The 11789-nt window shown below is 68.6% G+C and carries 9 protein-coding genes and 1 tRNA gene; 8 read left to right on the top strand and 2 right to left on the bottom strand.

Annotation, left to right across the window (positions count from 1 at the left end):
- Positions 1 to 295 precede the first annotated feature (295 nt).
- The 4 genes from E6A26_RS17435 to der all read left to right on the top strand — a co-directional run bounded on the left by E6A26_RS17435 (position 296) and on the right by der (position 4861).
- Complete coding sequence (locus E6A26_RS17435; RefSeq protein ID WP_136612477.1) at positions 296 to 1309, top strand: pseudouridine synthase; 1014 nt, start codon at positions 296 to 298, stop codon at positions 1307 to 1309.
- 15 nt (positions 1310 to 1324) lie between these two features.
- The gene (locus E6A26_RS17430) at positions 1325 to 2425 is read left to right on the top strand and encodes a prephenate dehydrogenase (RefSeq protein ID WP_136612476.1); all 1101 of its coding nucleotides are present in this window, start codon (positions 1325 to 1327) and stop codon (positions 2423 to 2425) included.
- On the top strand, positions 2407 to 3237 hold the full coding sequence (cmk, locus tag E6A26_RS17425; protein WP_136612475.1) for a (d)CMP kinase: 831 nt from the start codon (positions 2407 to 2409) through the stop codon (positions 3235 to 3237). The genes E6A26_RS17430 and cmk overlap by 19 nt, the downstream gene beginning before the upstream one ends.
- 88 nt (positions 3238 to 3325) lie before the next feature.
- Complete coding sequence (der, locus tag E6A26_RS17420) at positions 3326 to 4861, top strand: ribosome biogenesis GTPase Der (protein WP_136612474.1); 1536 nt, start codon at positions 3326 to 3328, stop codon at positions 4859 to 4861.
- Positions 4862 to 4942: 81 nt separating this feature from the next.
- Here der and E6A26_RS17415 read toward each other — a convergent pair whose 3' ends face one another.
- Positions 4943 to 6106, bottom strand: coding sequence for an ABC transporter permease (locus E6A26_RS17415; RefSeq protein ID WP_136612473.1), 1164 nt, complete (start codon positions 6104 to 6106; stop codon positions 4943 to 4945).
- A gap of 120 nt (positions 6107 to 6226) precedes the next feature.
- On the opposite strand from E6A26_RS17415, the gene E6A26_RS17410 reads away from it, so the two are divergent.
- The 4 genes from E6A26_RS17410 to E6A26_RS17395 all read left to right on the top strand — a co-directional run bounded on the left by E6A26_RS17410 (position 6227) and on the right by E6A26_RS17395 (position 8619).
- On the top strand, positions 6227 to 6823 hold the full coding sequence (locus E6A26_RS17410) for a TetR/AcrR family transcriptional regulator (protein WP_168928780.1): 597 nt from the start codon (positions 6227 to 6229) through the stop codon (positions 6821 to 6823).
- Between the two features lie 105 nt (positions 6824 to 6928).
- A tRNA-Pro gene (locus tag E6A26_RS17405) sits at positions 6929 to 7005 on the top strand.
- Between the two features lie 179 nt (positions 7006 to 7184).
- Positions 7185 to 7430, top strand: coding sequence for a helix-turn-helix transcriptional regulator (locus tag E6A26_RS17400; protein WP_136612471.1), 246 nt, complete (start codon positions 7185 to 7187; stop codon positions 7428 to 7430).
- Positions 7431 to 7434: 4 nt separating this feature from the next.
- On the top strand, positions 7435 to 8619 hold the full coding sequence (locus E6A26_RS17395; protein WP_136612470.1) for a tyrosine-type recombinase/integrase: 1185 nt from the start codon (positions 7435 to 7437) through the stop codon (positions 8617 to 8619).
- 1478 nt (positions 8620 to 10097) lie between these two features.
- Here E6A26_RS17395 and E6A26_RS17390 read toward each other — a convergent pair.
- A complete protein-coding gene (locus E6A26_RS17390; protein WP_136612469.1) occupies positions 10098 to 11495 on the bottom strand; it encodes an ApeA N-terminal domain 1-containing protein in 1398 nt (465 codons plus the stop codon).
- Positions 11496 to 11789: the final 294 nt, after the last annotated feature.

Genomic DNA, 11789 nt, shown 5'->3' with positions numbered 1-11789 from the left:
CTTCATGCTCAGAGGCGCACCGCTCGGCGAAGGTCATTCCACGCCAGCGTCGCCCCTGCCCAACTCCCGAAGCCATCGGACCCACCCTCACGATCGAATTGCATTGACCGTTTGAGGTTGGGCCGCCGTTTCACGGGACACGCCGAGTTTGGTGCCCGGAAGCTGGGGAACTCGGCCTCAACCCTGGGGAAATCGGCGCGCACGCCCCCATCCGGTATCGTGGATGAGGGCCATTGTGGCCTGATCGCCCATCGCGGGCGTTGAAAATCTTCGATCACACACTTGAGGCCGGGACATGACACAGGCGGGACGCCAGGGTTCACCACGCAAGCGGGGGCAGAACTCTGCCCAGAACAACGCAGGGGATTTCAGCTCGCGCGGCGGCGCGGCGCGGGGCGGCGCGAAGGGCGCGCCCAAGTCGTCGCAGCGCAAGCGCGGCGAGCGCCCGCAGCCCAAGGGTTCGAGCGCGGCGCCGTTCGCGGGCGAGAGGTTCGGGCGCAATCTCGGTCCGGTGCGCGACGGCCGCAAGGCGCCGGCACCCCTTCCCCAGCACAAGCCCCGCACGCGGGAGGAGATGAACGACGACGGCGTGCGCCTCCAGAAGGTCATGGCCAACGCGGGCGTCGCCTCGCGCCGGGTGTGCGAGGAGCTCATCGAGCAGGGCCGCGTCGAGGTCAACGGTCAGATCGTGACCGAGCTCGGAACGCGGGTGAATCCTGAGACCGACGCGATCCACGTGGACGGCGTCCGCGTGGTGGTCAACGACCACCTCGTGTACATGGCGTTCAACAAGCCGCGCGGCGTGGTCTCGACCATGGACGACCCCGAGGGCCGGCCGTGCATCTCCGACTACCTCCGGGCGGGCACGCCCGAGCGGCTCTTCCATGTGGGCCGCCTCGACACCAACACCGAGGGGCTCCTGCTCCTGACGAACGACGGCGAGCTCGCGAACCGGCTCTCGCACCCCTCCTACGAGGTGCCCAAGACGTACGTCGTGCAGGTGCGCGGGCCCATGCCGCACGGCATCGGCGCCCAGCTGCGTCGCGGCGTCGAGCTCGAGGACGGGCTCGCGAAGGTCGATTCCTTCAAGCTCGTTGACTCGACGCCGGGCTTCGTCCTCGTCGAGGTCGTGCTCCACTCGGGCAAGAACCGGATCGTCCGGCGCATGTTCGACGCCGTGGGCTTCCCGGTGCAGCGGCTCGTCCGGGCGAAGATCGGCCCGATCGGCCTCGGCGACCAGAAGCAGGGCACCATCCGGAAGCTCGGCAAGCAGGAAGTCGGCCATCTCATGGCCGCGGTCGGCCTGTAGGTCGGAGCCCCCAGCATGGCTTCCACTCATCTCACCGGGCCGGTCGTCGTGATCGGCACGGGGCTCCTCGGTGCGAGCATCGGGCTCGGCCTTGAGCACCGCGGCGTGCCGGTCTTCCTCGAGGACACGTCGCCCACGAACCAGGCGGTCGCGGTCGACATCGGGGCGGGCCGTCCCGTCGCCGAGTTCGAGGCGGACTCAGGCGCCCAGCCGCAGCTCGTCGTCGTCGCGGCTCCGCCCGACGTAACCGCCAGCCTCGTCGCGCGCTCCCTCGAGCGGTGGCCGCGCGCCGTCGTCGTCGACATCGCGAGCGTCAAGGCCGGGATCCTCGCCGAGCTCCGCACGCGCGGAGTCGATCTGTCCCGCTACGTGGGAACGCATCCCATGGCGGGGCGCGAGAAGTCGGGGCCGGTCGCGGCGCGCGGCGAGCTGTTCACGTCGATGCCGTGGGTCGTGTGCGCGCACGGGGAGTCATCCCCGGACGCCGTTCGCCTTGCCAAGGCGCTCGGGGCCGATCTCGGCGCCCTCGTCCTGGAGTTCGATGCTGACGAGCATGACGAGGCGGTGGCGCTCGTGAGCCACCTCCCTCAGGTCATGTCCTCCCTGCTCGCGAGCCGCCTGCTCGGCACCGACCTGCGGCTGCTCTCGCTCGCCGGCAACGGCCTGCGGGACACGACCCGCATCGCGGCGAGCGATCCCGGCCTGTGGGTGCAGATCCTCGGCGCCAACGCAGACAAGCTCGTCAAGCACCTGTACGGTGTGCGAGAGGACGTCGAACGGCTTATCGGCACGCTCGAGGCGCCGGTGGCGCCGGGCGCAAGGCTGGATCTCGCACAGCTCATGAGCGAGGGGAACGCTGGCCAGGCGCGCATCCCGGGCAAGCACGGCGGGCCGCCGCAGGCGTTCGCCTGGCTGACCGTCCTCGTCGACGACAGGCCGGGCCAGATCGCCAGGCTGCTCACCGAGATCGGCGAGATCGGGGTCAACCTCGAGGACCTGCGCCTCGACCACTCGTCGGGGCGGAACGTGGGCATGGTGGAGATCTCCGTGCTCCCGAGCAAGCACGGTGAACTGATAGCGGAACTGGAGGAGCGGGGATGGCGGGTGCTGCAGTGACTGAATTCGGGGCCTCGGGGGCAGCGGGCTCGGAAACCAGTGCAGAGGTCAGCTCAGGCGCCAGCGCAGCCAGCACGGAGCGCGGCACGAGCGTGCGGTACGCGTCCGCGGACGAGCCGGTCCGCGTTGGGCGTCCCCTTGTCGTCGCGATTGACGGGCCGTCGGGGTCTGGCAAGTCGAGCGTGTCCAAGGAGGTGTCCCGGAGGCTGCGCCTTGCGTACCTCGACACGGGCGCGATGTACCGTGCAGTCGCGTGGGACTGCCTCGACCGCGAGCTCGATCTCACGGACAGCGCGCTGGTCGAGGCCTCGGCCAGGGCACTCGATCTCGAGCTCAGCACGAGCGCGGATCGCGAGCACGTCGCGGTGCGGGGGCACGACGTCACGGAGGCCATCCGTGAGCCTCGGATCTCCGCGTCGGTGAGCGCGGTGGCGACCAACCTCGGTGTCCGGGACGAGCTCATCCGCCGCCAGCGGGCTCTCATCGCGGCGCACGGGCGCCGCATGGTCGTCGAGGGCCGCGATATCACCACAGTGGTCGCGCGCGACGCCGAGGTGCGGCTGCTGCTGACGGCCTCGGAGGAGGCCCGCCTGCGCCGCAGGGGCCTGCAGCTGGGCGGCTCGCAGAGTGCCGAGGCGCTCCTGCAGCAGGTCGTCGAGCGTGACCGCCGCGATTCGACCGTGGCGAGCTTCACGCAGGCCGCCGACGGCGTGTACACCGTCGATTCATCCGACCTCGACTTCGAGGAGACCGTGAGCGCGGTCCTCGAGGTCGTCCTGGCCGCCGTGGGCGGCCACCCGGCCGAGCACTGAGCCCGGCCACAACAGACAGCCACTGCGCAGTCACCCTCGTTCTGAGCCAGAACGAGGGTGACGGAGCAATCGATGAAGGAGAAGCAGCATGAGCGACGCCCTGGGCGACATCGCCGCTGACGAGTACGAGCCGGAGGGCGCCGACCAGATCGCCGAGCACCTCGCGGCGATGGGCGACGACGAGGCCGAGCAGCGCGCTGCGACCCTGCGCGCGGGCCTCGACGACTACGATCTCGACGAGGAGGACGCGCGCCTCCTCGAGGGCATCGGGGAGGACTGGGACCCGGACGCGCCCACGCGAATGGATCCGGTCCTCGCGATCATCGGCCGCCCGAACGTCGGCAAGTCGACGCTCGTGAACCGCATCCTCGGCCGACGCGAAGCTGTCGTCGAGGACGTGCCGGGGGTGACGCGTGACCGCGTCTCGTACCCGGCCGAGTGGAACGCGCGCCGCTTCACTCTTGTGGACACGGGCGGGTGGGAGCACGACGCGCGGGGCATCCACGCGTCCGTGGCCGAGCAGGCCGAGATCGCCGTGAGCATGGCGGACGCCGTGCTGTTCGTCGTCGACTCGACCGTGGGCGCGACCGCCACCGACGAGGCGGTCATGCGCATGCTGCGCAAGTCCAAGAAGCCCGTGCTGCTCGTGGCCAACAAGGTCGACGACTTCGTGCAGGAGGCCGATGCGGCCGTCCTGTGGGGCCTCGGCTTCGGCCAGCCGCACGCCGTCTCCGCGATGCATGGGCGCGGCGTGGCCGATCTCCTCGACGCCGCGATGGAGGTGCTCCCGGAGTTCTCCGCGATCGCGGGGCTCGAGCGCTCGGGTGGACCTCGCCGCGTCGCGCTCATCGGCCGCCCGAACGTGGGCAAGTCCTCGCTCCTGAACAAGCTCGCGGGCTCCGAGCGCGTGGTGGTCAACGAGCTCGCGGGCACCACCCGCGACCCGGTGGACGAGTACCTCGAGCTCGGCGGGCGCATCTGGCGCTTCGTCGACACCGCGGGCATCCGCCGCCGTCAGCACATGGCCAAGGGCGCCGAGTACTACGCCTCCCTGCGTACGCAGGCCGCGCTCGAGAAGGCGGAGGTCGCCGTCGTTCTTCTTGGGGCAGACGAGGTGCTCGCCGAGCAGGACGTGCGCATCATCAACCTCGCGATCGAATCCGGGCGGGCCCTGGTCATCGCGTTCAACAAGTGGGACCTCATGGACGAGGAGCGGCGCCGCTGGCTCGAGCGCGAGATCGAGAAGGACCTCGCGCACGTCGAGTGGGCGCCCCGCGTGAACCTCTCGGCCAAGACGGGCTGGCACCGCGACAGGCTCGTTCCCGCGCTCGACAAGGCGCTGGCCGGCTGGGATACGCGCATCTCCACGGGCCGGCTCAACGCGTTCCTGGGCGAGCTCGTCGCCGCGCATCCGCACCCGGTGCGCGGCGGCAAGCAGCCGCGCATCCTGTTCGGCACTCAGGCGCAGAGCCGGCCGCCCAAGTTCGTGCTCTTCACCACGGGCTTCCTCGACCCGGGCTACCGCCGCTTCATCATGCGGCGCCTGCGCGAGACGTTCGGCTTCGAGGGCACGCCGATCGAGATCAGCATGCGCGTGCGCGAGAAGCGCGCCCGGAAGAAGTAGCCGGGCGCTTCGGCGCGGACGACGGCGGCCCGGTCACCTCCCGCTGGAAGGTGACCGGGCCGCCGTCGTCCGTCGTAGGGTTCAGAGCTCTGCCGCCGCGGGCTGATTGCGGAAATGCCCGACGGCGATGAACAGCGCGCCGGCGACCGCCCACCCGCCGAGCACGAGCCACGGGAACATCGTGTCCGCTGACGGGAAATAGGAGAGCTCGCGCAGGAGTGTTCCGGAGGCGCCCGGCACGAACCACTGGCCCACGTCGCCCCACGGCGCGGGCAGGAATTCCTTCGGCTGCGTGAGCGCGGAGAGCGGGTTGCCGATGAACATCGTGATCACCGCGCCGAGCGCGATTCCCGCGCGGCCGATGAGCGCGTTGAGGCCCGCGATGAGGGCCGCAGTTGCGGCGATCCCGAGGCCGATCGCGCCCGCGTTGACCCAGTAGCTCGACTGGAGGACGTGGAACCAGCCCTGGATGATGCCGGCGAGTCCGAGCCCGCCGGCCACGCCGTAGGCGACGACCGCGACGAGGCGGCGCCACGTGCCGGAGACCAGCAGCGAGATGAGCACGCCGCCCAGGATTCCGCCGATCACGAGCGGCAGGCCGGCCACAGCGAGACCGGTGCCGCGGGGATCGTCGGAGGAGAGCGGGACGACATCGGTGATGGCCACGGTCGGGGTCGCGGCATTCTGCTGCGCGCCCGCCGATGGCGCCGCGCTCTGGGAGCCGGGCTGCGGCGACCCGGACTGGGGCGCCCCGGGCTGCGGAGCCTGCGCGCGTTGCTGCGCCTGCTGGAGCGCCTGCTTGAGCTGGGCGATGACCTGCTGCTGGATCCCCTGCTGCATCTGGGAGCCGAGCTGCGTGAGCGCCTGCGATGCGACGGGGCTCGCGGCGCTCGCGACGAGGATTTCGGGCGAGGAGCCGAGCACGATCGCGCCGTACACGTCGCGCCTCTGAATCTGGCCGATCGCGTCGTCGCGGCTTGAGGCGGTGCGGACGTCGAGCGCACCCGCGGGAGCTTTCGACGTCACCTGCGCGATCTGGTCGGCACTGCCGACGGCCGCGATCGGAAGGTTCTGGACCTTCGCGGTGACGCTGGGCCACGCGAAGGCGATGAGCACGACGCAGACAATCGCGGCGGCGAGCGCCGCCGCGCCGAGGGCGGCGGCCCACGGAGTGTGGCGGCCGGTGCGGGTCTCGGCGCGGTGGGTCGTGTGGTCCGGGGGATGGACCTCGGTCTCGGCGGACATGGCCGGTCCTCTCGACTTGGTGAGGCGGTGATTGAAGAAAAACGAATGCTCATTCACTATTGTGCTCGGACCGAGTACGCTGTCAAGAACGGACGTTCATTTTCTTGCGATGGTGAGGACATGCCCAAGGTCAGTGAGGAACATCGGGAGGCGATGCGCCGCCGCATCCTGGACGCCGCGCTCGCGTGCGTGGGCCGCAAGGGGTTCGCCGCGGCCTCGATGGCGGACATCGTCGCCGAGGCGGGGCTCTCCGCCGGTGCCGTGTACCTGTACTACAAGGGCAAGGAGCAGCTCACGGTCGACGTCGGCCGGCGCGTCCTCGAAGAGCGGCTCGCCGTGCTCGAGGTGCTGGGGGAGTCGCGGCCCGTGCCCCCTCCGCACGAGGTGATTCCCGAACTCATGGTCGGGCTGCCGAAGAGCGAGTTCTTCCCCGGCCTGGCGCTTCAGGTGTGGGGGGAGGCGGTCCACAACGGCGAGCTCGCCGGCGTCGCGCGCGCCATTATCGGGGAGGTGGCCGAGCACATTGCGGGCTACCTCGCGATCTGGCTCGCCACGTCCCGCGACATGGACGACGCCGCCGCCGCCGCCGAAGCGGTGCGGCTCGCCCCCGCCGTCGTCGGCCTCGTGCAGGGGTATATCGTGCAGGTCGCGTTCGCGCGCGAGGACATCGTTGAGCGGTACCTCGACGGGGCTCGGGTGCTGCTCGAAAGGCTCTGAACGGGGCTCGCCATGGGGGCCCGTCGATTCGCGATCAAGCTGCCCGTCGTATATGCTGGAGCGGTTGCTTGAACGGGCGCCACAAGCGAGAACGGGCAGGCATTTCGGGCTGTAGCGCAGCTTGGTAGCGCACTTGACTGGGGGTCAAGGGGTCGCAGGTTCAAATCCTGTCAGCCCGACCACGAGGCCGCGGAAACCCAAGGGTTCCCGCGGCTTCTGCGTTGGTGAGATTTGAACCGCCCATCTAATACCCATCTAAAACCCCTCGCACGGGGTGCCCTCGCGGCCCCCTCGTCCGGCCCGGCGGCGTTCCCCCCGGACGCCCACGGTCGGCCCGGGACGCCCGGCGCACCTGCCGGGCATGACCACTCCAGAACCCCTCCCGCAGCCCCTGACCGGCCTGCCGCCGCTGCTCGACATCCGCGAGCTCTCGGCCTACCTCGGCGTCCCCGTCTCGACGATCTACGACTGGCGCGCCCGCGGCCTCGGCCCTCGCGCGTACCGTTTCGGCAAGCACCTCAAGTTCGCCGTGGGCGACGTGACCGCCTGGATCGAGGCGCAGCGCGACGCCGCGCCTTCGTCGTCGCCGTCGCCGGATCGGCGGTGACGCGATGAGCCGCCCCCGCCTGACGATCGGCACCTACGGCGAGATCACCACCCGCCGCCGCCCCAGCGGCCTCGTCGAGGCCCGCACCCGCTACCGCGACTGGGACGGCCTCGCGCGGCTGGTGCAGGCCAGCGCCGAGACCGCCGCGGCCGCGACCCGCGCGCTGAAGGCCAAGCTCGCCGAACGCAATCTGCTCGCCCCCACGGCCGGAACGTTGGCGCCCGACAGCCCGTTCCCGGACCTGGTCGAGTACTGGCTCGAGGACATCGACCTCGAGGGCCGGCTCGCGACCGCGACCAGGCAGCTCTACGAGCGCGACATGCGCACCCTCGTGCTCCCCGCCTTCGCCGGGCTCACCCTGCGGGAGATCGGCGTCGCCCGCTGCGACCAGTTCCTCAAGCAGCTCGCGAAGCAGTCCTACGCCAAGGCCAAGCACGCCCGAGTCGTGCTCCGGCTCGCCCTGGCCCTGGCCGTCCGCCACGAGGTGCTGCCCCGCAACCCGGTCGACCATGTCTCCCGCCTGCACCGCCCCGCCAGGACCCCGGACGCGCTGACCCCGGCGGAGGTCAACGCGATCCGGGCCGCGATCGCCTACTGGGAGGCCGGCCGATCGGCCTCCGGGCCGAAGCCGGACGGCCAGCTGGGCGCGATCGTGGAGGTCATGCTCGGCACCTCCGCCCGGATCGGGGAGGTGCTTGCGATCCGCCGCCGGGACATCGACATTACCGCCGCCCCGCCCTCGATCCGGATCGCCGGCACAATTGTCAGCCACCGGGGCGAGCCGACCACGCGGCAGGACCACCCCAAGACCGCGAAGTCCCGCCGGACCGTGGCGATCCCGTCGTTCACGGCCGAGGCCGTGCGGCGCCGGCTGGCGAAGCTCGAGGATCCGTCCCTGGATGCGCTGCTGTTCTGCAGTCGGGAGGGAACGCCGCTGACGACGAACAACGTGCGCCGCCAGCTCCGCCATGTGATGGACCTGGCCGGGATCACCGGGGTCACCCCGCACATGTTCCGCCGCACCGTCGCGACCGCGATCAGCGCCCAGGCCGGGGTCGACCTCGCCGCCGAGCTGCTCGGCCACACGGATACGAAGATCACCATCCAGCACTACATCCGCCGCAACGAGATGGTGAACCCGGCCACCGCCGAGATGCTCGAGCGCGCCTTCGCGAAGGACGAGCTCTGATCTTCCCCGGCTGCCGGCCTTCGTGCGACGCTGGGGGCGGAGTGCAGCGGGACGCGAGCGGCCCCGCACGGAGGGCTCGGACCGCATCGGCAATGAGGGGGACTCATGGGACGGGAGACGCTGTGCAGGGCGGTGCCGTGGTCTCCCATCGTGGTGGAGCAGCCGGCGGTCCCTTCGCCGATGAGCGCGGCCAGGTCGTGGACGTCCTTGGGCCCGGAGGCACCGGCCGAGGACTCCGACCAATTTAGGCTCGCCCGCGCGAGCGGCAGGGGCACGGGCATCGTCGTGGTGCGATGGCGGCCGCACGGTGCCGCCACCGTGGCGGCACCGTGCGACCTGGGCTTATGCCCGCCCCTTGACGGTGGGGCCACGGTGGCCCCACCGTGTGACTTGGGGTTATACCCGGTGCTGCTGAACTGTGAGGCCTCCTGACGACGCGCGACGCCCCCTCGGCGGGCAGGGCGTCGTCGGCTAGGAGGTCGCAGGGCGGTTCGCCGATGAGAAGCCGCAGCAGGACGCCCCGTCCCGCGGAAGCGTCCGCCAGGCCGGGGTCGGGGTTGCCGAGCACGGCACGCAGCGGGGCCAGCCACGACGTGCCGGGGATGTCCAGCGGCGTGCGGGCGTGGAAGCGGCGGTGCAGGGCCTCGAAGGTCGAAGCCCGCGAGGAGGCCTCAATGAGCCTGGTGCAGATGCAGTCGACCCCGGCATGAGCTGTGGCCGGAGGCCATCCCAACCGGGTTAACCCGTACCGGCTTTTCCATCTGTGGCTCGTCATGTGCATCGGTGCACCACCTCCCGCCAGGTAGGTGCACAACTCGATCCCCGGCAATCGAGGTCGGTGCGGTGCTTGGACCAGACACACGCTTAGTCCCACCCGGCGCACCCCATTCTGGACGGGCCGCCATATGGGCGTGCGGCCGTAGCGGCCAAACGCCGACACAGGCGGCAGCCGAAGCACGCAGCCGCGCGCCCTCATGGGCGGCGACTACCTGGACCGGGAGATGCCGGGTGCGGTCGGCGAGCCCGGCACGGAAATCGATCCCCAGCCCAGCGGTCTGCGTCGTAGCCTGGCGAGGTCTCGGCGATGGGCAGGCGCATGTATTTCTGATCCGCTGCCTGGCTGCTGCAACTACTTCTAGATCCCCGCACCCCCAGCGTTGGGAAGACCATGCGCGCCGAGAGCCTGCCGGGAATTCTGCCCGCTCTGGACGATGCGGCCGCCATGGGACGACAACTGCTCAACAGAAATACTTTGTTGCTTGGCATGAACTCGAATGGCCACACGGGAAGCTGGTGAGCGTATTCAATGACAAACTAGACCATGGACTTATCTGCTACTACGCCACCCGTGAAGACGCCGAGAAAGCCATTGAAGACTACCGCGACGATTGGCTGCTCCATTTTCGCGTGAGGTAGACCATCGGTCGCCTTGGCGAGCTATGCGAGGGCTCTCCAAGGCGTTGACCAGAGGAACAGCGTCACTCGTCGCTTTGGCTCCTTACCGAGATCTTCCCGTCGTCCTCGATCACTAGCCCATAGTTTTGAAGCATCATGTTTGCTTGCCGATAAGGCTCGTCGCCATCTACGTTGGTGAAGACCGCCTCTCCCAGAGCCATCTTCACGATGTTATGTCGGACGATTGAGACTGAGAGTTCGCAAAGGATATAGGTGTGCAGCGAGTCTGGGAACTCGTTGCCTGGGTGCTTGATGGTGTTGTAGTTTTTGGCGATTGCTCGAGCGAACAGCACTGACGAGTTGAAGGCTTCCGGGGTAAATGCGTGGTTCGCATTCAAGATGCACCTGAGCACCCAAGTAGCCATTGTTCGACGGCGACTGTTGCGGTACGTGCACTCTTCCCCTTCAACACGCTCGAGACGGTTGCCTAACGCCTCGAGGCTCATGGCGGCGTTGATCGCTCGGTTCTCTAACGCCGCTGACGGGGTCCGCAAGACTTCTAGGTATGGATGAAGTGCACGACCGATGCCGTCGTAGTTGGCCGCCCAGTCCTGAAGTTGGGTGGGCTGTAGGTGACCCATGTAGAACAGCGGCCGGATCAGAACTTTGCGTGATGGTCGCTCAGTCTGAGACTCCCGGAATGTCGTGCTGGAGATCAAATCGACGTATGGGAGATGGGAGACCCGTCCGCTCAGGCTCCGGGCGGGAAACCTTGAATCGCGAACCTCGTGCCGACGAAACGAGATCCTTGTCCCAAACACCACTGCGAGGAGATTCGCGAACTTCCGCTGCTCTTGAATGTGGTCAGCGATCGAACGTGGAGCGGGGAACGAGCTGATCAACGTAGCGCGGTCCTCGATCTGAGTGAGTGACCCGTGCTGGACTTCCCACGTCGTGGTGATGCGAAGTTGAGCCTCGCCTTGAGTCCACTCGAGACCGTCAACCTGTTCGAGCACGTAGGCGGACACATCCCGGATGTCAGGTCCTTCCCCAAGACTCACCACCTCGGATCTTAGGGAATGAAGACGCGACCAATCGGTTAGGCCGTCGATTTCGGATCTGACCTCCTCCACCAGGAGGGGATCGGCCAAGTCGCCATCTCTCGGCCTCATAACGGCGTTGTCAGCAAGGAGCTGCCCTTCGGCGATGTTCCGCGCCATGTCGGTGCGCCTACTTGATAGGCGCAGCCCGAAGAGGGAGATCCTTAAATCGATCGATTCCAAGAGGAGGTTGGTGTCGCCGTCGTCTCTATCCAGCCATCTCGTCACCTCTTGGAACTGGTCGTCACCATGCAGGTGCGGCACGGTGACTTGGACACCCCGATCCGTGACGGTCATTGTCGCAGCGATCCACGGGGTGTGGTCGAGACCGTCGATCAGGAGGCCCGACAGCGTCGAGCCGAGTGTTATCCGGTCGGCCATACCGATTCCTTCCAAATTCCCCGTAAGAAGGGCTCGCTCCGGTCAACGACTGTTGCCTAAACGTTTGGCAGGCCCTTTCGGTGCCTCTCAGCAAGCTCAGTAAGATTGTCGCGACCGATATCGTCGACGTGAGTCTGAATCCAGTGACTACCCGTCTTAGCGTTCTCCCTGAACCGCCCCGGCGTGTCCGGAGACTCCGTTCCTTGGGAAGGATGGAGTCATGTCAGGGAATACGTCGAAGAGGTACCCGGCCGAGCTGCGTGAGCGGGCGGTGCGGATGGTCGGTGAGATCCG

The organism is Sinomonas albida (assembly GCF_004919045.1).
Classification (GTDB): domain Bacteria; phylum Actinomycetota; class Actinomycetes; order Actinomycetales; family Micrococcaceae; genus Sinomonas; species Sinomonas albida.
This window is presented reverse-complemented; position numbering and strand designations above follow the sequence as displayed.